The sequence below is a fragment of the Bythopirellula goksoeyrii genome (assembly GCF_008065115.1).
GTDB lineage: Bacteria > Planctomycetota > Planctomycetia > Pirellulales > Lacipirellulaceae > Bythopirellula > Bythopirellula goksoeyrii.
Map to the genome: position 1 here is coordinate 5842635 of NZ_CP042913.1, position 20436 is coordinate 5863070.

17 protein-coding genes are annotated in these 20436 nt (G+C 53.3%); 7 read left to right on the forward strand and 10 right to left on the reverse strand.

Annotated elements, in window-relative coordinates; all coding sequences use genetic code 11:
- Positions 1 to 132: 132 nt before the first annotated feature.
- From Pr1d_RS23075 to epmB, 3 genes are read right to left on the reverse strand one after another with little or no spacing between them, the layout of a single operon-like run.
- Positions 133 to 4317: a DUF7133 domain-containing protein gene (locus Pr1d_RS23075; RefSeq protein ID WP_148075738.1), complete on the reverse strand. Its 4185-nt coding sequence runs from the start codon at positions 4315 to 4317 to the stop codon at positions 133 to 135.
- Between the two features lie 59 nt (positions 4318 to 4376).
- The gene (gene rlmN, locus Pr1d_RS23080) at positions 4377 to 5423 is read right to left on the reverse strand and encodes a 23S rRNA (adenine(2503)-C(2))-methyltransferase RlmN (RefSeq protein WP_148075739.1); all 1047 of its coding nucleotides are present in this window, start codon (positions 5421 to 5423) and stop codon (positions 4377 to 4379) included.
- Complete coding sequence (gene epmB / locus Pr1d_RS23085) at positions 5420 to 6454, reverse strand: EF-P beta-lysylation protein EpmB (RefSeq protein ID WP_148075740.1); 1035 nt, start codon at positions 6452 to 6454, stop codon at positions 5420 to 5422. The genes rlmN and epmB overlap by 4 nt, the downstream gene beginning before the upstream one ends.
- A gap of 102 nt (positions 6455 to 6556) precedes the next feature.
- On the opposite strand from epmB, the gene efp reads away from it, so the two are divergent.
- The 4 genes from efp to epmA all read left to right on the forward strand — a co-directional run bounded on the left by efp (position 6557) and on the right by epmA (position 10900).
- Positions 6557 to 7138 (forward strand): elongation factor P, encoded by a 582-nt coding sequence (efp, locus tag Pr1d_RS23090; RefSeq protein WP_148075741.1) that lies wholly within the window; start codon positions 6557 to 6559, stop codon positions 7136 to 7138.
- Between the two features lie 136 nt (positions 7139 to 7274).
- Positions 7275 to 7880 carry a LemA family protein gene (locus tag Pr1d_RS23095; RefSeq protein ID WP_148075742.1) on the forward strand — a complete coding sequence of 202 codons (606 nt, stop codon included), beginning with the start codon at positions 7275 to 7277 and terminating at the stop codon, positions 7878 to 7880.
- Positions 7881 to 7971: 91 nt separating this feature from the next.
- Positions 7972 to 9927 (forward strand): M48 family metallopeptidase, encoded by a 1956-nt coding sequence (locus Pr1d_RS23100; protein ID WP_148075743.1) that lies wholly within the window; start codon positions 7972 to 7974, stop codon positions 9925 to 9927.
- A 16-nt stretch (positions 9928 to 9943) separates the two neighbouring features.
- Positions 9944 to 10900: an EF-P lysine aminoacylase EpmA gene (epmA, locus tag Pr1d_RS23105; RefSeq protein WP_148075744.1), complete on the forward strand. Its 957-nt coding sequence runs from the start codon at positions 9944 to 9946 to the stop codon at positions 10898 to 10900.
- On the opposite strand, the gene Pr1d_RS23110 is transcribed toward epmA, so the two are convergent.
- From Pr1d_RS23110 to Pr1d_RS23125, 4 genes are all read right to left on the reverse strand, one after another.
- Entirely contained in the window at positions 10901 to 11485 is a 585-nt protein-coding gene (locus Pr1d_RS23110) for a DNA-3-methyladenine glycosylase I (RefSeq protein ID WP_148075745.1), read from the reverse strand.
- Positions 11485 to 11994: a dihydrofolate reductase gene (locus Pr1d_RS23115; RefSeq protein ID WP_148075746.1), complete on the reverse strand. Its 510-nt coding sequence runs from the start codon at positions 11992 to 11994 to the stop codon at positions 11485 to 11487. Before Pr1d_RS23115 ends, Pr1d_RS23110 begins: the two co-directional genes overlap by 1 nt.
- A complete protein-coding gene (locus Pr1d_RS23120) occupies positions 11991 to 12785 on the reverse strand; it encodes a thymidylate synthase (RefSeq protein ID WP_148075747.1) in 795 nt (264 codons plus the stop codon). Before Pr1d_RS23120 ends, Pr1d_RS23115 begins: the two co-directional genes overlap by 4 nt.
- Before the next feature lie 155 nt (positions 12786 to 12940).
- Positions 12941 to 13207, reverse strand: coding sequence for a hypothetical protein (locus tag Pr1d_RS23125; protein ID WP_148075748.1), 267 nt, complete (start codon positions 13205 to 13207; stop codon positions 12941 to 12943).
- 87 nt (positions 13208 to 13294) lie between these two features.
- Between Pr1d_RS23125 and Pr1d_RS23130 the strand changes: the two genes are divergently transcribed.
- The 3 genes from Pr1d_RS23130 (at position 13295) to Pr1d_RS23140 (ending at position 15487) form a co-directional block, all read left to right on the forward strand.
- Positions 13295 to 13831, forward strand: a complete 537-nt coding sequence (locus Pr1d_RS23130) for a 2Fe-2S iron-sulfur cluster-binding protein (protein WP_238476573.1) — start codon at positions 13295 to 13297, stop codon at positions 13829 to 13831.
- A gap of 84 nt (positions 13832 to 13915) precedes the next feature.
- The gene (locus Pr1d_RS23135) at positions 13916 to 14239 is read left to right on the forward strand and encodes a P-II family nitrogen regulator (protein ID WP_148076500.1); all 324 of its coding nucleotides are present in this window, start codon (positions 13916 to 13918) and stop codon (positions 14237 to 14239) included.
- 33 nt (positions 14240 to 14272) lie between these two features.
- Positions 14273 to 15487 (forward strand): DUF362 domain-containing protein, encoded by a 1215-nt coding sequence (locus Pr1d_RS23140; protein WP_148075749.1) that lies wholly within the window; start codon positions 14273 to 14275, stop codon positions 15485 to 15487.
- 40 nt (positions 15488 to 15527) lie between these two features.
- Here Pr1d_RS23140 and Pr1d_RS23145 read toward each other — a convergent pair whose 3' ends face one another.
- From Pr1d_RS23145 to Pr1d_RS25910, 3 genes are all read right to left on the reverse strand, one after another.
- A complete protein-coding gene (locus Pr1d_RS23145) occupies positions 15528 to 18704 on the reverse strand; it encodes a [protein-PII] uridylyltransferase family protein (protein ID WP_148075750.1) in 3177 nt (1058 codons plus the stop codon).
- Positions 18705 to 18803: 99 nt separating this feature from the next.
- Positions 18804 to 20228, reverse strand: coding sequence for a tRNA (N6-isopentenyl adenosine(37)-C2)-methylthiotransferase MiaB (miaB, locus tag Pr1d_RS23150; protein WP_148075751.1), 1425 nt, complete (start codon positions 20226 to 20228; stop codon positions 18804 to 18806).
- Positions 20229 to 20260: 32 nt separating this feature from the next.
- On the reverse strand, positions 20261 to 20434 hold the full coding sequence (locus Pr1d_RS25910; RefSeq protein WP_168205443.1) for a hypothetical protein: 174 nt from the start codon (positions 20432 to 20434) through the stop codon (positions 20261 to 20263).
- Positions 20435 to 20436 lie beyond the last annotated feature (2 nt).

Consider the following 20436-nt stretch of genomic DNA (forward strand, 5'->3'; position numbering starts at 1 on the left):
CGCCAACACTACCAAGAACCGCAAACCCTTTGCCTGAAAGGAGTTACACCAAATGCAGACGCCCGGAAAAATTGTGCGGTTTGTCCCGATGTCCCCATTTTGGAGGGATTTCAAGCCCTTCACCACCTGGCGCTACTTCAGAGTCGTCAGATATTCGACCACATCGAGAAACTCAGCCGGAGCGATCGTACTGCCCAAGTTTTCGGGCATACTACTCTGATTTGTCTCGAAAACTTCATCGATGTCTTCATTGGTAAAGGTCTTCCTTACCCCCTCGGGAAGAGCGAGGGTGATCGAATCCTCTGTTTTCTTAAGGACAAATCCTACCATAGGAAGTCCGTCGGCAGTGAGAATGGTTGTTGTTACATATTTAGGATCCACCTTTTTGCTTGGTTCAACTATTGATTCGATAATCTCACGGCGATCGAGACGCTTGCCGACATCGCTAAGATTCGGGCCGAACTCATAGCCGGAGCTTCCCACTTGGTGACAGTTCGCACACACTCGACCAAAAACTGCGCGGCCATTGTCGACATTGCCTGCAAGATTCACAAGTAGGTCATATGCGTGGTTGCGGGCCAGCGTGGAATTGTCTGGATCGAGTGCAACTTTGAGTGGTTCTACAGCAGCGAGACTGGGACGCTGGCGTGCCAGATATTCGTTTAAGAATTCTCTTGAATGAGAACGCCCGACAGCGAACGTCCCTGCTTGAAATGGCTCAGTCCACACCGGCTCCAAGGCCCCGATTGTCTGCTGGATTACGTACTTCATATCGGAATCACAAGGCTTGTCCAACGCCGTGAGAACCGCTTCGACTGCTTCGAGAGTTGGATAAAAGCTAAGTCCCCGCACCGCTTCCAACCTTACCCGGGGATGCTCATCCAGTACCTGCATTTGGAGCATTGAAAATGAGTCAATTAAATACTCACGTTCGTCAGCGACAAGATGAGTTGCCGCCGCTCGAGCCTGAAACGAATCTGACTGGAATACCTCTTGCAAGAGCACTTCATCGACGGAGTGATGTCCCTGTAAGATCCACAGTGATTCACATCGCAGGCGGTCGTATTCAGAATCACTGGGATCGAGTTGAGCGGTCCACTTTTTGACTGAAGAGATGACCTTCGCCGTATCCCGGTCGCGCAATTCCCTGCGAGCACGGTAGCGAGTGCGAGGCTCATAGGAACGAAGTTGTTCCAGTAATTCTTGTTCACTCATGCCCGCCTGTGTAATCGGCTCAAGCAAAGGGTGATCTTTCGCAACGAGCCGATAGATTCGTCCATGGATGTGATCGCGACTGGGGTCACGCTGAGAATATTGCATGTGTCCAATCAGGGCATTGCACCAATCGCCAAACCAGAGGGCGCCATCGGGACCAATTTGCGGATCCGTGGGACGGAAGTTCTTATCAGTACTTACCAGCAAGTCATCGGGCCTTGAAGATTTCATCAGACGCTCCCCTTGGAAGCCTGAACCATCGTCACGGATCGCAAATCGCGGGAGACCATTCATGTTTATTACGCAGGCGTAGATAAACTGTCCTTGCACTTCGTCAGGTAAGTGGCGGGAGAACAGAAACTCATTGCCAACCGCGGGGCGCATTCCTTGATTGTCCAAGATCAAGTCGACGCCTCGACGTCCAGAAAACTGAGCGCCCGAAAGGAGTGTTGCCCAAGTTTGGTTGGCAGTGGTGCCGTCTCCAACGATACCCTGGCCCCACGGGTCGAAGACGAAGCACCAGGGATTGCCATAGCCTGGAGTTTGAAAATGTCGAATCTTCAAAGTTGATGGATCAAAAACATAGGAACCCGAGGTATTTTGGTGCCGAAATGGTCCCCAAGGGCTTTCGACGGCCGTATGCATTGAGACTCCTTCAAGCATGTGCAGCAGTCCGCCGTTGGACCACTCGTACGCGCCGATGGCATGATGGGTGTCGTCGCTAGCCCAGCCATCGAGCAGATGGACAACGACATCCGCCCGATCATCTCCGTCGGTGTCTTTGAGCCACAATAGCCTCGGCTGGTCAGTCACCAAAACGCCGCCGTTCCAAAATTCGAATCCGGTGGGACAATGAAGTTTGTCGTAAAAGGTCGTGCAATTGTCAGCGCGACCATCGCTGTCTGTGTCTTCCAAGATAAGCAATTTGTCATTCGGCTTGGGATTGCCTGGCTTCCACTGAGGGTAGGTAGGCATACACGAAACCCACAGGCGGCCATGATTGTCGAAGTTGAGTTGAACCGGCTTGGTGAGTTCCGAAAAATCGCGCTCACTGGCAAATGCCTGCACCTCAAAACCTTCTGGCACTCGCATCGTGGCGATGGACTCTTCCGGAGTTAAATACTTGAGTTCTTCGGGCTCAGAGTAATCCTGCCTCGGGTTCCCAAATCGCGTTTCAGGTACATACAGCTCGCCCGTCTCACTGTCATCCGGCGGTCCAGGCGACTTCCCTTGAGCAATGTCCCAAACACGTCGATCTCGCACTGCGGCCATTGCGCGGATTTTGGCGTATTCCAGCGGAAATGTCTCCTTGTCCCAGGTGCGCCGACCACCATAGACGTACCATCCATTGAGCATGCGGTAGTCTTGCTGGTGAACCCAGGATTTATCGTTGATCGCATCTCTCAATTCGCCAAAAGATTGAGAACCAACTTTCACAGACGCTGGACTGCCAAACAGGGCCTGATCTAGTATGAGACCCACTTCCCTATCACCTGCTTCGTTCAAGTGACAACCATTGATCGTGTACTGCATTCCTGGCTCGGCAGCAAACAAAGTCTCGGTCGGAGTGAGCAGATCAACGAATACGAGCCTTCTCTCTGCTGCTACCTCCTCGACGATCGCTGCATACCGTCGTAGTTGATCATTGCGCTGGTCGGCATTTGACCAGAGGGAATTGCCCGTTGGTTCCCAAGCGATGGGTGAAACGAGCACAAAACGCGGCGCTGCACCTGATCGACGAGGGTATAGCTTCGCCATCTCGTCGAGATATTTTTCATAGGCTAAGCGAAACGCCGCCTCACCTTCAAGGCCTGCGAAGGACTCATTGAATCCGAAAAAGCAGAGATAAGTATCGGGGCTGAATACCTCCAGCGGATCGTCGATGGCATTGTAACTACTGGGTCGCTGGCGGTTGTCAACCGCGTCGCATGGCCAGGCAAAGTTGCGGAACACGAGTTCCTGCTGCGGAAAACGACTATGAAGAAGCGATTCGAAATGTCCGAACAGACTCATCCGCTCAGCAAGCGAATTGCCGACTAGCGCAATCCGTTCATGCTTATGAAGCCACAAGGGCAAGGTGCCAACCTTGGACATTGCTTCTATCGCGTGATCCTGTGGCTTCACGCCACGTTGGAAACCATCGAATCCATACGCGGACGGTTGGAAATCGCCAACGATCTCCACATCCGCTTTCTCTGGGACTTCCATTTCAAGTCCCCAAAACACCGCGTTCACGATGAGGCGCCGCAAATCTTCGCACGTCAGATCGGTCGCAGCCCCCATTGTGGTACAGAAAACACGGTTAGTGCTGCCGGCATCATTCTTCACGAGGCGTGTCCAGGCGATTGGCATCATTGGGTCGTTGACATCCTGCGACCTGCCGTCGTTGGTTCGCTTCTTGGAATAACTAGCTGGGGGAGAGTCGCTCTTCATGCCTGAGAGAACCTGTCCTCGTAGGAGAATCTTCGCGTCCTCGGGGGGGTAGACTTCGTAGACGTCCGTATCGCCAAAAATGTCGCTCACACCGTTTATAATCGGATCGACTTTGGCGGAGGATTCGATGATCCCACGAGTTGCTTCTTTCTTATGCACACCCCAATGATTTACCCACTCTTCTCCCAGCACTACTTCGCCAAAGCGGTTGAACTTATGATACGGACTCCCTTTTGGATACTTGAATGCGTGCGTACTCGTCCGCAGCGCGATGATCGGCTTGCCTGCGGTAACCGCTTGTGAAAATCTCTCAATCGCCTCGGCTGGCCAGGCGCGAAACCGAAGTGCCATCACAATGGCATCTGCCGAGCCAATTGCTTCACTCCCCGGGAGCGAAGCAACATTGTTGGGATCGATCTCGCCGGACTTTGGATTCACAGCGAACAGCACAGTGCACTTGAAGCCATGTCGATCGCTGAGGATCCTGGCTAACATCGGCAAGGCTTCCTCAGAGCGATACTCCTCATCGCCCGAGAGGAATACCAAGTGCTTCCCCTTCCCTGCACCGTCTCCACCGGGATAAACAACCCACGCTTGGTCGTTGCCTTGAGAAAGCGAAGTTAGAATAAGGCATACAGCCAAGCTGATAGGATGAAGAGCGAGGTTCATGGTTGTAAACATTTCCATCGAACTTGTGGGGTCATCGCGTGATCCTTGATTGTTTCCGATTACTGCAACTGCGCCATCGCCTGAGCACGATTCTCTTTCCGAACTAATTGCCCGCAAGCGGCAGCAATATCGGCTCCCAATGAATAGCGGATCGTTGTTGGAATGCCAGCCTGCTTGAGAATTCCAGCGAAGGCTTCGCGACCTGCTCGATCTGTCCCTGCAAGATGCGGGGCGTCCTCGATCGAGTTATAGGGAATCAGATTGACATGGACATTGAGGCTAGTGAGCCAATCCACTACTGCGCAGGCATCATCATCTGAATCATTTACGCCGGAGAGCATCAGATACTCAATCATTACAGGCTTTCCCTGCAATGAGTTCACCTTCCGGAGAGTAGCCTGCAATTGTTCGAGAGGATATTTCTTGGCAATGGGGATCAACTGCTCGCGCACTATCTGATTGACACTGTGCAAACTCAAAGCGAGGTTAACTTGGGGAAACCGGCGTACACAGCGAAGCATTGCGTCGGCAATCCCCACCGTCGAGACCAGGATCTTCGCTGGAGAGAAATGGAACATCTTCGCATCGGTCAGTATTTGGAGGGATGAGTAAAGTTGCTCCTCGTTGTGGAATGGCTCACCCATCCCCATGAAGACGATATTGCGAAGTTTGCGGCCTTCTCTTGCTAGCAGTTGCCCCGTCTGCAATACCTGATCGCAGATTTCCTCAGCCGAAAGAACACGTGCGATTCCCATCTTGCCTGTAGCGCAGAAATCGCACGCCGCTGCACAACCAACCTGACTCGACACACACAAAGTTGTACGACCCGTCGTGATGCGGAGAATCACGGTCTCAATGAGCATTCCACCCGCTGTACGAAACAATAATTTGGTTGCACCATCAAGTTGTGAATCATGACGTGATTCAATAGTGAGAGGATGTAAGGAAAGTCGCTCCGGGGAGGGGAAGTCGACGATCGCCATATCATCGGCTTGGAAATGTTTGAATAATGCGTTACGCAATTTACGCATGTATTGGGGATCGATTTGCAGTTCTCGCTGCAATCGTTCAAATTCAGGTGCGTCGAAGATGCTGACTTGTTTCATGCGAGCACCGTCTTGTTCGTTTCGCCAGCGATCTCTTGCACGTAACGTGGCACCATGTAGCCCGGCAGTTGTCGTCGAAGTTCGCCAACTAATTGCTTCCCCTCTGCAATCGGCACTTCAAAGTGAGCCGCCCCCGCTACGCGATCCAATTGATGTAAATAGTATGGCAACACGCCAACCGCGACGAGTCGTTCGCTCAACTCCCGCTGCGCGTCGACCGAATCATTGACCCCCCGAAGCAGGACCGCTTGATTCAAGAGCGTGATGCCAGCATCGCGAAGATTGCTGAGTGCTACTGCCACGTCATGGGCTAGTTCACGAGCATGGTTTGTATGGACAACGATCACACTTGTCAGTCGCGTATCGGTAAGAGTCTGGAGCAACTCGTCGGTGACTCGCAGAGGCACAACAATCGGTAATCTCGTATGGATCCGAAGTCGTGTAACGTGGGGCAAATCTGCTATCTTACCCACTAACATCGCTAGCCGTGAGTCCACCAACATCAACGGATCACCTCCACTGAGTATGACTTCCGTAATCGAGGGGTCCTCCGCAATTGCAGTCAGCGCCGAATCCCAAGCCGCTTCGCTGTGGGGTACTTCTTCGTAAGGATAGTGGCGCCGAAAGCAGTACCGACAATGTACCGCGCAGCTCCCCGTGGCAATCAGCAGCGCGCGACCCTGGTATTTTTGCAACACGCCAGGATGCAGAGCCGCTAATTCATCGCCCACTGGATCGGCTGTAAAACCATCCACGGCTTTGCCTTCTCCCCCCAGTGGCAGAACCTGTCGGAGAAGCGGATCGTGGGGGCTGTTCGGTTCTATACGAGCTAAATAGCCTGGCGGCACAAACACTGGGAATTGGGCAGCGCCTACGGCTGCATCACAGGCCAAGCTCTCAGAGAGCCCTAGCCGACGACATAACTCGGACGAGGTGCGCACTGCCTGGCGGATTTCGGCCTGCCAAGAGTCCTCCTGCGCCGGTTTTGAGGCGGGGCGGACAGATCGATCATTACTCGTTAGAATAGCCATTTCGCGATTTCATTGCATCCGTCAAGCAACCAGCAACACCGAGTTGCCGCTGCACCAAAGACATAACCCAAGATAACCCGAAGCTAAACAGGAAGATACACCGTGCCCACGTATAGTACGAACGAATTCCGCAAAGGACTAAAAATCCAGATCGATGGCATTCCTTTCCAGATGGTCGAAATGAATTTCCGCAAGCCCGGCAAGGGAAATGCCCTCTATGAGTGCAAGCTAAAGAACTTGGTACGGGGGACGGTCACCGACAAAACCTACCGAGCTGGACAAACGGTCGAGGCGGCCGATGTGTCAGAATTCACCGCCCAATTCCTCTACAAGCAGGTGGATGGATTCGTCTTCATGAAGCTCGACGACTACGAGCAATATGAATTGACCGCAGACCAACTCGGCGACGACGCCAAATTTCTCAAAGAAGGGATGGACTGCTCGCTGCTGGTGTTCAACGACAATCCCATCGGCGTGACACTTCCCAACCATGTGGTCCTGAAAGTCGAGTACTGTGAACCTGCTGTCAAGGGGAACACAGCCACCAACGTCTCGAAACCGGTGACACTTGAAACAGGTGCCGAGGTTCTTGCCCCCGCATTTATCAACATCGGTGATTGGCTCCGTGTCGACACCCGAACTCAAAGTTACATCGAACGAGCCAAGGATCCTGAAGAAGGATAATTCTCAATCCGGAGGCATCCGTCTAGGCGGACCTCCGAGAAATCGAGGATTTTTCTAGCAAGATCACTCACTGTAAAACGAACAAAGTATAGAATTCCAATCCGCCCCCCTTTTCCGTTAACAAATGGAGACGCACATGTCCCCTTGGGTAATTCTTGCTATTATCGTTGGTATTGGTTTCTTGCTCCTGCTTTATGGAGTGGGAATTTTCAATCGCTTGGTGGCGTTACGCAATCGCTTCCAAAACGCTTTCTCTCAAATCGAAGTGCAGCTCAAGAGGCGGTACGATCTGATTCCCAATCTGGTCGAAGTCGCTAAAGGGTACATGAGCCACGAAAAAGGAACGCTCGAAGCTGTCATCAACGCCCGTAATCAAGCTGTTGGCGGACTTCAAAAAGCCGCTGCTTCTCCTGGCGATCCCAAAGCGATGCAAGAACTTGCCGCTGCAGAAACCGCTCTCGGTGGAACGCTTGGTCGACTATTCGCCCTCTCGGAGGCCTATCCCGACCTCAAGGCGAATCAAAATATGGCCCAACTAACCGAGGAACTCACTTCGACGGAAAACCGTGTGGCATTCGCTCGTCAGGCCTACAATGACGCCGTGACTGCCTACAACACCTACCGCCAGTCGTTCCCCCCCGTGTTTTTCGCTAACATGTTCGGCCACAGCAGCGACGCCGAATTACTAGAGTTCGAAGACAGCGCAGCCATCGCCGAAGCTCCCAAAGTGTCGTTTGAATGATGGAAGCTTAGAGTTGAGTGTTGAGGATCGAGTGTCCAGAGACACTCTCCCGTTTCCGTTACTCCACGATCCACTCTCAACCTTTCCCTCTATGTCTACTAATTTCTATCAGCGCCAGACCGATGCACGCCGCACAACCAAATGGTTGGTCGTCGTATTCATTCTGGCGGTAATCGCGATGGTCGCTACGGTGTTTCTTGCGACGATCGGCCTGATCGAAGCTTCCGGCAAGAGTCAACTCTTTGCCGATAGTGCCGCTGGCTATTCACCCAAGGCGTGGAACGTTCCCTTGGGAACAGGAGGCTTCACACTAGCCTTGATCGCAGGTGGAACCTTGTTCAAACTCGCGCAACTTCGTGGCGGGGGAACCACCGTTGCTGAGAACTTGGGGGCCCAGCGCGTTCCACAGAATACGACTGATCCTGTGGAACGCCGCCTAGTCAACGTCGTCGAAGAAATGGCCCTTGCTTCTGGAGTACCGGTGCCACCGGTCTACATGTTGAAAGACGAGAAGGCCATCAACGCCTTCGCCGCTGGATATTCTCCTAGCGATGCTGTTGTGGCGGTCACTCAGGGGACTGCCGAACAGCTCACGCGCGATCAACTACAAGGGGTTGTTGCCCACGAGTTCAGCCATATTCTCAATGGCGACATGCGTCTTAACATCCGTATGATCGGAGTGTTGCATGGCATCTTGCTGATGGGGCTTCTGGGGCGTTTGCTTTTCAATATTGCAGCTCGAGGCGGAAATCGACGCAGTAGTAAGGGGGACCCGACCATCTACTTCTTGGCCGTTGGTCTGGCGCTGGTTGTCATCGGATATCTTGGCACCTTTTTCGGGGGCTTGATCAAAGCGGCCATCTCGCGTCAACGTGAGTACCTGGCCGATGCCTCTGCGGTGCAATTCACTCGCAATCCTGAGGGGATCGCTGGTGCATTGAAGCGAATCGGGGCTTTTGTCTCTGGCTCAAGGTTAAAGAACGTCCATGCTGCTGAGTTGAGCCACATGTATTTCGGTCAAGGTGTTTGGGAAGGTTTCACTGGTTTGATGGCGACGCATCCCCCACTAGAGAAACGCATCCTTGCCCTCGAACCCCGTTGGGATGGCAAGTTTCCGGCAGTGCCAAAGATCCCTGCCGCTTTGACCGAGTTGGGAACCGCCGCTGGATTGGTCGGACTGGCTGCTGGTGCCGACGAAGTTCCTCTGGAAGTCGTGCGCCATTCACCCGAGCAAGTTGGTAGCCCAACTGAAACCCACCGTGAGTACGCTGCTGAATTAATTGACCGCCTTCCACCAGAAATCCGCTCTGCGGTTCAGGAACCTTACGGCGGGCGAGCGGTCATGTTTGCGCTGCTGCTGGATTCGAACCAGGAAATTCGCGAGCAGCAGTTCAACGCTCTAACAAAAACTATATCACCGGACGTTGTAGACCTCACGAGAAAACTCGATCCGGTGGTGCGCGTCGTAGATCCTCGCGCACGGCTCGCCCTCGTGGACTTGGCATTGCCTGCACTGCGAACAATGACCAAAGAGCAATACCGCCGTTTTTCACAGGCTTTTAAGAAACTTGTGGAAGCGGATAACCGCATCGCTGCGTTTGAATGGATGTTACACAGCGTATTGCTGCGACATTTGCGGCCTCAATTTGAGCCCACTCGTCCACCCCGAGTTGCCTATTATAGTCTTGCGAGACTGGAGCATGAAGTCGGCATTCTCCTTTCCACCTTGGCAAATCTCGACAATTCGGGAAAGCGTGTGGAACATTCCTTTCGCCATGCTGCCGAAATGCTGCCTGAGATATCCGTCCCGCTGCTACCAGCTTCCGAATGCACACTACCAGCATTGCAGAAGGCACTGGAGACGATTCGGACAGTAGCCCCCAAACATCGCCATCAAATTATCGAAGCTGCTGCGGACCTGATCTGTTACGATCGCGACGTGTCGATCAAAGAAGCAGAACTCTTCCGAGGGATGTGTGACATGCTCGACTGCCCCATGCCTCCGCTACTTCCTGGCCAACCAATCGTAGCACGGGCGTCTGCTTAGTTAGACGGTGTACGACATGGACAAGCGACTCCAGTATCTGCAGCAACGTAGTGAACTGCTACGAAAACTGCGCAAATTCTTTTTCGATCGCGACTTCATCGAGGTGGAAACACCATTGCTCTCCAGTGAAATAATCCCTGAGCTGCATATCGAACCCATGGCCCTAAGCCGAGACGCAACGCGTCACCCTGCATTCTTACAGGCTTCTCCTGAACTGCACATGAAGCGCCTCATAGCCGAGGGTCTGTCATCCATCTTCCAAGTCACACGTTCCTTCCGCGCCGGCGAATCGGGTCAACTACACAACCCCGAGTTCACGCTGGTCGAGTGGTATCGTGCGGGGGACGATATGCAGGCCGGCATGACTTTTCTCGATGAACTCTGCCAATCACTGCTCGGTACACCACCAGCGCGACGTATCAGCTATAGCGAAGCGTTTCACTCCATGCTGAGCATTTGCCCTCATACAGCCACTAGCAAGCAACTGGCCAATTGCGCTGAACATCATGAAGTCTCGATTCCGGCAGACATGCCAACGACAGACCGCGACGAGTGGCTCAACCTGCTGCTGGCCGCACGAATCGAACCAAAGTTGGGACTCGATTCACCCACGATTCTCTACGATTATCCGGCCAGCCAGGCAGCTCTGGCAAAACTTGCCACCCGCGACGATGGCACACAAGTGGCAGAACGGTTTGAGCTTTACTTCCAAGGTGTCGAACTGGCCAACGGATATCATGAACTTACCGACTCCGCTGAACTCCGCGGTCGTCTCACGCAAGTGAATCAACATCGAGAAGCAGATAGCCGCCTTGCCCTCCCCTTACCCGAGTCGCTGCTGGCTGCGATGGAGCTGGGACTCCCTGATTCATCCGGCTGCGCCCTGGGGTTCGACCGTCTCGTGATGCTGGCCGTTGGGGCAAAATCGATTGGGGATGTGATGGCGTACAACAAACAGAACAATGAAGGCTGATCACAGCAGGGCTGCACACTCCTTATGCCTAAAGCAATGCACCAGATGGTCGTTCACTAGTCCTGCGGCTTGCATGTGGGCGTAAATGATCGTGCTGCCCACGAATTTGAAGCCTCGCTGTTTGAGATCGCGGCTAAGTGCATCGGACTCTTTACTGTTGGCAGGGAGTTGGCTCATTCGCTTCCATTTGTTGACTTTCGGTTTGCCTCCGACGAAACCCCAAATGTATTTGTCGAACGTGCCGAATTCTTCTTGCACCTCCAAGAAGGCGCGAGCATTGGTCACGGCAGCGTTTACTTTGAGTCGGTTGCGGACGATGCCGGGATTGAGGAGCAGCTTCTCGATTCGCTTCTCTGTGAAGCGAGCAACCTTCTCTGGATCAAACTCGGCGAACGCCTTGCGGTAGGCTTCGCGTTTGCGATAGATCGTGATCCAACTCAACCCTGCCTGAGCGCTTTCGAGCGTGAGAAACTCGAATTGTTTGCGATCGTCGTGGACGGGGACGCCCCACTCCTGATCGTGATACGGCACCAATTCGCCGCGGCCAGCGTACTGCCAATCGCAGGTCTTTCTCGCCTCTGCCACTACGCCCTCACTCGCTGATATACCGTGAAAGTGTGGTCAAACTGGTCGAACTCATCGGCCGTATGATGAGACTCTTCTTTCACTTCCCAGTGAGACCAGTCAACCTCGGGGAAGCTCACGTCCCCTTCCACCTCGGCATGGACTCGCGTGAAATAGAGTCGGTCGGCTTGGGGTAACGCCAACTCGTAGATTGCTGCCCCTCCGATCACAAACGCTTGGTCTTGGTCGCAATCAGCCTGTTTCGCATAGTCCATCGCCTGTTCGAGATTGCCGGCGACTCTAACTTCAGCATGCCCCGTCTCATAGTCCGGCCGATGGGATATCACGATGGAAGTTCGCCCGGGGAGCGGCCTTCCGATTGATTCCCAAGTTTTACGTCCCATGAGGATCGCGTGTTCCATCGTGATGCGTTTGAACCGCCGCAAGTCGGCTGACATGTGCCAGGGAAGTTGCCCCTCGCGACCGATGATGCCATTTTCCGAGACGGCTACCAGAATCGCTAGTTTCATACAGCCACCGGTGCAGATATATGGGGATGCGGATCGTAGTTGGTGAGTTCAAAATCCGCAAACTGAAAGGCGAATAGGTCGTCGACGGCCGGATTGATTTTCATCTGCGGCAGTGGTCGTGGTGTGCGCGACAATTGCAAGGTGGCTTGTTCCAAATGGTTATCATACAAATGGGCATCACCGAGCGTGTGGACAAAATCACCAACGCCCAAACCTGTCACCTGAGCCACCATCATCGTCAACAGAGCGTAGGACGCGATGTTGAAAGGGACGCCGAGGAACACATCTGCACTGCGCTGATATAACTGACAGGATAGTTTTCCCTCGGCAACGTAAAACTGAAACAACAAATGACACGGCGGCAATGCCATCTGATCGATGTCAGCCACATTCCAGGCACTCACAATCAGTCGCCGTGAGTCGGGATTCGTGCGAATCGCGTCCACGACTTCACCCATCTGATCGATGCTGCGTCCATCGGGAGTCGCCCAAGATCGCCACTGCTTGCCATAGACGGGTCCGAGTTCCCCTTCGTCGTCGGCCCACTCATCCCAAATCGACACTCGGTTCTCGTTGAGATAACGTACGTTCGTCTCTCCTTGCAGAAACCATAGCAATTCATGAATGATTGACCGCAGATGCAACTTCTTGGTTGTCACCAGAGGGAATCCCTCTTCGAGATCAAAACGCATTTGGTAACCGAAGACACTCCGTGTACCTGTCCCCGTGCGATCGCTTTTGACGACGCCGTTGTCGAGAATGTGTTTGAGGAGGGTGATGTATTGTTGCATTTGATACTAACTTGTAGATCGATAGGAATTAAAGAAACTCGCCGCGGATAAACGCGGACTGAACGGACTAGCGCAGACTTAGAAATATTCTGATCCGCGTGTATCCGCATCATCAACGTTCATCCGCGGCCTATTTCTTCTAATTTCTCTTTATTTCACTCCTCCTTAGCCATGATTTCTTCCACTACCTTGACCAGCATCGATGGGTCGTCCTTCTTACGCAACTGTTCGATCCGCTTAGCGCTGAGACCCAACTTTTCCAGGACTCCAACTACCTGATTCCATTTGGTTTGTCGACCCTTGCCTTCGGCCAAATAGAGATCGGTCACCAATTCACTGAGTCTCTGCAGCGAAATCGCGTCCTTGTTGTCATAATAGTTCTTGATGATCTTCTGTTGATGTTTGGAATATTGTTTGCCCATCGCTCAATTCTATCGGGTTATGCTAGGAAACGGGTATTTCGGTGACGAACTGCCGACAGTGAAACATGTCAAATTTATGCGGAAACCATGAGTGTTTCCACTTTTCTGACTCCTTGCGGCGCGGTAGATTATCCTACCTGCTGGTCGGCAGCAACGGTAGCCGATCCTCTCGATTTGCGTTTCCCACAAGTTCCAAAGGGTTGGTCGCCGATGCCGGTCTTGAAGTTTATCAAAGAGAAAAAAGAAATCGAGGTTCCCGAGGGCGCCAATCTACGCAAAGAGGCCATGAAGGCCGGCGTGAATCCGCATCAAGGCCTCAACGGCTTCGGAGCCTCACTCAACAAGGTCGTCAATTGTCACGGCCTTGGCCAATGTGGCACTTGCCGCGTGAATATCATCAAGGGCATGGAGAATGCCAGCAAGATGGGGATCTTGGAAAAAACGCGGCTCACATGGCCGATTCCAACTCCTATCACCCCGGGCGGACTTGATCCTATTCCTGCGATGGCCTATCTGGGGCACGAAGAGACTATGCGTCTCTCCTGCCAGGTGACGATCCAAGGCGATATGGAAGTGGAAACCGGCCCAGAGCTAGATCTCTTCGGTGAGAATTTTTTCAGTTAGAATAGTAGCTGTCAGCTATCAGCCGTCAGTTTTCAGAAATTCTGGTTGATGATGGCTGGTAAACAATTGCTGAAAGCTACCCCCATGCGCCAAGTCATCGCTATCGTCAAGCCGTACCTCGCCGAGAAAATTCTCGAAGGGCTGCGGCTCGCTCCGTTAGAAGCAGTGCATGTGCGCGAGGTGAAAGGGATGGGTCGGCAAAAAAGTTATCTCGACCAGTACTCTGAGAGCGAATATTCCGAGGCGTTTCTCCCCAAAGTGGAGATCACCGCCTGGGTCGAAGACGCTCGCTGCGAGGAGGTCGTTCGAAAATTAGTGGAAGTCGCCCGCACCGGTCGTATGGGGGATGGTAAGATACTCGTTCTTGCCGCCGAGACCCCGGAGACACTCATTGCATCTAAGCACTGACCCCTGATTGTTGCCTACCGACCACTGATTACTATGAAATTCTTTTCCGTTCGACAGAATCTCGTTTCTAACCCGCTCGCCGACGTAGCGGCCGAGGTGCACGCACAACTCGATGCCCTCGGCTTAGAGCCGCCTCAGGGTCGTGTAGCAATACCGGTTGGCAGTCGTGGCATCTCACAGATTCCCACGATCGTTCGCGCCGCAGGCGATTGGCTCCGCAAGCATGGGGCAGAACCCTTCATGGTGCCAGCCATGGGTTCGCACAACGGGGCGACCGCCGAAGGGCAACAACAGATGGTTGAATCGCTCGGCATGACCGAAGAAGCAATGCAGATGCCGATTCTATCCAGCATGGAGTGTGTCAAGATTGCTTCTGTGAAGACGGGCGACGTGTGGCTTGATCGTCACTCCTACGAGGCCGATGGCATTCTGGTCATCAATCGCGTTAAGTTGCACACCTGTTTCTCCGGCCCGGTACAGAGCGGACTGGTAAAAATGATGGTCGTCGGCATGGGGAAGATTAAGTCGGCCGAGACCTTCCACTCCAGCCCTACGCCACAGATGAAAGACATGCTGTTGGAGATGGGCCAGGTGCTTGTCGACTCCGGCAAATTCTGGGCGGGACTGGCGATACTCGAAGATGGTTTCGATCAAACGGCCGAGGTTCACGCCCTACCTGCCGACCAGATCCTCAAGCGCGAACCCGCACTATTGGATCGTTGCCGCGATTATTTCCCGCGCATCCCCATTGATGAACTTGACGTATTGATCGTGAACGAAATCGGCAAAACGTTCAGCGGCACTGGAATGGACACGAACGTGATCGGCTACCGTGGCGTCAAAGGATACGAAGATCTCGACCGACCCAACATCAACATCATCGCAGCACTTTCGCTGGCTGCCGCCTCACAAGGCAACGCCATCGGCGTCGGTCTGGCCGACTTCATCACTCAGCGTCTCCGCGATGCGATTGACGAACACAAGACTTTCATCAACGTCTACACCACCGGTGACATGGAGCGGGCCAAAATCCCCGCCACACTGAAAGACGACGAGACCGTCGTCGAACGCATTGTCCACCGCTACGGATCTGAGCGATGGATGTTCATTCAAAACTCATTGAACCTGGACCACCTCTTCGTGAGTGAAGACCTCCGCGATGAAATCGCGGCTTGCCCTCAGTGTACGATCGAAGGCGAGCCGATTGAACTCACGTTTCAAGACGGGCAGCATCAATTGACGTTTTGAAATACGCCAAAGTCACTTAGTATTTCAGCGCGTGTTCAATCTAACCTTCAGCCTCCGCGAAAATCCGCAGAAACGTTTCGCGCACCTTGCGACAAGTTTCGAACACCTCCTCCGCAAGTTTCTGGGGTTCCGTCCCGTCCATCAGAAATGCTAACTTCGCGCGTTCGCGGTCCTCTTCGGGAAACTCGTGACGACCTGTAGCATCCATTAGCCGTATTCGTGCCTCCACGTTTCGAAGTAGGTTGTAAGCATCCTTTAAAAAGCGGGCATCTTCCTCAGACAGAAAACCTGCTTGCTCCAGGGAGGCTAAGGCGTTGAGGGTGTTCGTTTCGCGGACCGCTGGGTGGGATTGGCCATATTTGAGCTGAAGCATTTGCACGATGAATTCGACATCCATCGTGCCGCCGGGGCCCCGTTTGAGGTTGCGCTCGCTGGCTGATTCTTGAAGTTTCATACGCATCCCGTGGATTTCCGTAGCATCGCTTGCTTGCCATGGCTTACAGTAGGTCGCAGCCACGACTGCTTCCATTGCCTTGTTTGCTGCCACTGGACTGCCCACAACCACACGGGCCTTACACAATGCCTGGCGTTCCCAAAGCTGACCGGCACCTTCGAGAAAATATCGCACGAATTCCTCTAGGGAAACTGATAGCGCCCCACCACGACCGGTAGGTCGCAGTCGAGGATCCACCTCGAACAGCCGCCCGTAGGGACCAAAGTCCGACATTCGTTTGATGATTCGCTGTCCTAATTCACTGAAAAAATGATTGTTCGTCGTCGAGTCGGCCGAACCTCGGCGATCGGTGACCGTGCGGCCCTCAGCCTCATAGAGGAATACGAGGTCGAGATCGCTGTGATAATTCGGTTCGCGCCCGCCGAGTTTTCCCATAGCCAATACTATGAATTCACAAGGTTTGCCAATCCGTTCGGGACTCGGCTCCCACTCGGCGAACTGCTTCTCTTCGCTGGAGGATGACTTGGTCTCGCTCGGCGGGTCAATCCGAGGCTCGCCCCGTTTTTCGACGAGTTTGTCGTATTCCATCTCGACGACTTCCCTCAAACACACTTCAGCAATGTCGGAGAGTTCACCATGGGTGGCCTGGATGTCATCCTTGCCAAGTATGTCACGTACTCCAACACGCAAGTGCTGTGAGACCTTGAAGCTATGTAGAATTGGTTCTTTGTCTTCGGCCCCTCGGGTCAGTTCGGCCAGACTTGCTTCGACGGCCTCCAGATTGGGCAGCCTTCCTAACAACAAGCTATCCAGCAGTTCGTCAATCATGCCCGGATTGCTGGTGAGGATGCCTGCCAGATAGGGGCAGGCCGCACACAATGTGACATACAGATTCAGTGTAGGACGGTTGCTGCTAAACAACTCCCACAATGCTGCCTTCCCGCCTAGTGAATCGCTCACTCGGCTCAGATTCACTAGTGTGACGTCGGGATCAGGCGTCTTGGCGATGGCCGCGAGCAAACGGGGAGCAATCGACGCCAAGAACATCCGGCAACGCCGTGTCGAGAGAAACGGAATTCGTTCTTCCGCAAGCGACATGAGATTAGCGTATGCCGCCTGGGAGTCGGCGAACGGATACTTGTCCATAACTTTGGCAATCGTCTCCGGCGAGGGATCGGGATCGTTTACCAGATCGACTTCGGGTTCGCTCTCTGCATTATCTCCAAAGGCATCATGCAGCAAGTGATCGAGAATTTTGCGATCGATTTCAGTTCGCTGGCGAAAATCGTTGCGAAAAGACTCCAGAGCCGATACTTTTTCCGTATCATAATAACCCATCCTTCGAGCGATCTTCACCAGATCTGTTTCCGACTTGGGGAGTTGATGGGTCTGGAGATCGTACATGATTTGTAGGCGATGCTCTAGTTTTCGAAGATAGCTGTAGTTCTCCTCAAGCATCGTGCTTTCTTGATGTGTCAGCGCGCCGGCCCTGCTGAGTTTGGCGATCGCTTCGAGCGTGTTGCCAGTCCGCACTTCTTCGAGAGCCCCACCATTAAGGAGCTGTAAGAACTGAATCACAAATTCGATATCGCGTATTCCTCCCAAACCAGCTTTTACGTCGCTGGCTGCAAACTCTCCGTTCGTGCTGCGGACTTCGATGCGGCGTTTCAGTGCTTTGATGCCAGTGATATCAGTTAGACTCAAGTAGCGTCGAAAAACCCAAGGTTCTAATCGCCCCAAGAATTCATAACCAAGTTCCAGGTCACCAGCGATTGGCCGAGCTTTTACATAAGCCTGCCGTTCCCAGGTGCGGCCTCGCATGTCGTAGTAGCCGAGTGCTTGGTCGACACTCACACACAGGGGGCCTTGCCTCCCTTCGGGCCTGAGTCGCATGTCTACGCGATAGGCGAAACTCAATTCGGTCGTTTCGGAAAGCAGATTGATCGTCTCCTGGGCAATCGAAGTCGCGATGGTCTGACTTGCATCCCCCTGCCCTGTACTCGCTGCTTGAAATAGGAACACGAGATCGATGTCACTCGAGTAATTCAGTTCCAAGCCTCCTAGTTTGCCCAAGGCTAGGGCAACAATACGTGGAGGCGAAAACTCTCGGACGTTTCCATGCTGCTTGCGTTTGCCCACTTTGCGAATTGCAAAATCCATGGCCGCTTCGACCACGGAGTCGGCCACATAGGAAATCTGCCGAGTGACCTGGGCCACGGGAACTTCGAGCACAATGTCTCCATAGGCAATCCGCAAAGTTTCGCGCCGCTTGAATCGGCGCAATGCTGCGAGCACATCTGATTCACTGTCCATCGAGTGGACTTCGCCGACGAGTTCGTTGACCAGCACCTCACGAGCGACTGGACGACCTTCCGTCATCCGAAGTAAGTCATAACTCTCAGGATCAGCACACAACTGATCACTCAAATATTGGCTAGTGTTGAGAATCAAGAGCAGATTCGGCAGGGTTGTGTGATCTCGCTCGAAAAGCGATGCCATCGCCAGCGGGTTACGGGCCGTCTGAAAAAAACGCTCCAGATTATTCAGTGCCATATCGGGGTCAGCTAATTGCGGAGCGGTTTCTCTGAATTGCTCGATGAGCATGCTTAAGAGATCCAGAGGAATATCCTCCGCGAGCTTTACCAGATTGGCGTGCGCCGAGCGGAGATTGGCAACTCCCAATGACTTTAAGAGTGGCCCCGCCTCATCCCGATCATCGACGGCACGACGCACGGACTCAAGATCAATCGCAACGTTAGTCACCAGGCAAGTCTCTTCTATGCGGGGATAGGTTCGTCGGCATTATTCGCGAAGCCGATTCTATTCTCACCCCACCTCAACCATAGATCAACGGGAATGCGCCTAAGCACCTAAAGAAAACAGCTCTGGTCCCACGTGCTGCGTAACGACTGCACCAAATAGCGTGTGAGCGTTGGCATCATAGATCGCAATTGGCAACGTCTGGCCTATCTGACGTCGATTGCCGTCGAAAACCACGATGCGGTCACACATCGTCCGACCGGTTAGCTGCAACTGTTCGGAATCGGCAGTCCCCTGGCGCTCGCTTGCTTTGCTGGGTCCTTCGATCAGAACTTCCACTTGGCGGCCGATGAACGGCTGGTTGTCCACCTCGCTGATGACATTCTGCATCGCCAGAAGCTCGTTGTTGCGGCGCTTTTTCACTTCCTCAGGCACGTCATCAGGAAATAGATCGGCCCCACGGGTTCCAGGTCTTTCGCTGTACTTGAATATAAAGCTGTTCTTAAATCGCTGCTCGTGGACAAGCTTACAAGTGAGTTGAAAATCATCTTCTGTCTCTCCACAGAAGCCAACGATAAAATCGCTGGTCACCGCCGCATCAGGCACGATGCTGCGAATACGCTCCATCATTTCGCGATAGTCTTCAATCGAGTAGCCGCGTTTCATCCGCTCCAGCACAGAATTCGAACCACTCTGGGCTGGCACATGGAGATACTTTGCACACTTGGGCAAGTCTCGCACGGCAGTCAGAAGATCGTCGGTCATATCCTTGGGATAGTTCGTAACAAACTTAATCCGCTCCAGTCCATCGATTTCGCTGAGAGATACCAACAAATCGCTCATGCGGGTGGTGCGGTCCCCTTCCTTATAGCGATAGCTGTTGACCGTCTGACCCAACAGGATAATTTCCTTGCAACCCTCAGATGCAAGCTTCTGTGCCTCGATGAGTATCTCACTCGGCGGACGACTCTGTTCGGGACCACGAACGCTCGGCACGATGCAGTAGGTGCAAAACTTGTCGCAGCCGATCATGATCCGCACGTAGGCCTGATAAGGTGTCGGTCGCATCGCTGCATCACGCAGGGGGTCGAAACTCTCATGGCTCCGCTCGATTTGCTGACGGCTCCCCTCCTTGCGACCCAGGCTCACTTCCATCTGAGGGCCACCTCCAGCCTCGATGCCTGCGATGAGGTCGGGAACTTGATGCAACTGGCCTGGCCCGACGATCAAATCAACATAGGGGGCGCGTTCAAAGATCAGCCGCTGATCCTTCTGGGCCATGCAGCCCAAAACTCCGATCACTTTATGTGGGTGCGTCTGCTTGGCATTCTTGAGCCGCCCAAGGGCGCTATAGATCTTGTCCTCGGCATGCTGCCGAACACTGCATGTGTTGAATAGAATCGTGTCGGCATCAGTTGTGTTGTCGGTCAGTTCATAACCCTGCTTGCGCAGACTGGCCACGACGAGCTCGCTATCGAGCACATTCATCTGGCAACCAACCGTTTCGATATAGAGTTTCTTAGCCATCACTCAACTCTCAACTCAAATACTCTGCTTCACTATGCCGCATTGCGATTCGACTTCTCTTGCTTCTTTTTTTTCTTCAGCTGCGTCGCAACTTGTTCGCGGGCATGGGCGACCAGCTCATTACGCCGGTTGGCCATCATCCGCATCAGAGCCATCACTGCTATGTAACCAGCCACACCAATTATTAGTAAGTCCCAGCGATCCATGC

Bases quoted from the DNA above. Each gene is read 5' to 3' on its own strand.
- Pr1d_RS23075 (WP_148075738.1), bottom strand. From the start codon at position 4,317: ATGAACCTCGCTCTTCATCCTATCAGCTTGGCTGTATGCCTTATTCTA.
- rlmN (WP_148075739.1), bottom strand. From the start codon at position 5,423: ATGAAACAAGTCAGCATCTTCGACGCACCTGAATTTGAACGATTGCAG.
- epmB (WP_148075740.1), bottom strand. From the start codon at position 6,454: ATGGCTATTCTAACGAGTAATGATCGATCTGTCCGCCCCGCCTCAAAA.
- Pr1d_RS23095 (WP_148075742.1), top strand. From the start codon at position 7,275: ATGTCCCCTTGGGTAATTCTTGCTATTATCGTTGGTATTGGTTTCTTG.
- Pr1d_RS23100 (WP_148075743.1), top strand. From the start codon at position 7,972: ATGTCTACTAATTTCTATCAGCGCCAGACCGATGCACGCCGCACAACC.
- epmA (WP_148075744.1), top strand. From the start codon at position 9,944: ATGGACAAGCGACTCCAGTATCTGCAGCAACGTAGTGAACTGCTACGA.
- Pr1d_RS23115 (WP_148075746.1), bottom strand. From the start codon at position 11,994: ATGAAACTAGCGATTCTGGTAGCCGTCTCGGAAAATGGCATCATCGGT.
- Pr1d_RS23120 (WP_148075747.1), bottom strand. From the start codon at position 12,785: ATGCAACAATACATCACCCTCCTCAAACACATTCTCGACAACGGCGTC.
- Pr1d_RS23125 (WP_148075748.1), bottom strand. From the start codon at position 13,207: ATGGGCAAACAATATTCCAAACATCAACAGAAGATCATCAAGAACTAT.
- Pr1d_RS23130 (WP_238476573.1), top strand. From the start codon at position 13,295: ATGAGTGTTTCCACTTTTCTGACTCCTTGCGGCGCGGTAGATTATCCT.
- Pr1d_RS23135 (WP_148076500.1), top strand. From the start codon at position 13,916: ATGCGCCAAGTCATCGCTATCGTCAAGCCGTACCTCGCCGAGAAAATT.
- Pr1d_RS23140 (WP_148075749.1), top strand. From the start codon at position 14,273: ATGAAATTCTTTTCCGTTCGACAGAATCTCGTTTCTAACCCGCTCGCC.
- miaB (WP_148075751.1), bottom strand. From the start codon at position 20,228: ATGGCTAAGAAACTCTATATCGAAACGGTTGGTTGCCAGATGAATGTG.
- Pr1d_RS25910 (WP_168205443.1), bottom strand. From the start codon at position 20,434: ATGGATCGCTGGGACTTACTAATAATTGGTGTGGCTGGTTACATAGCA.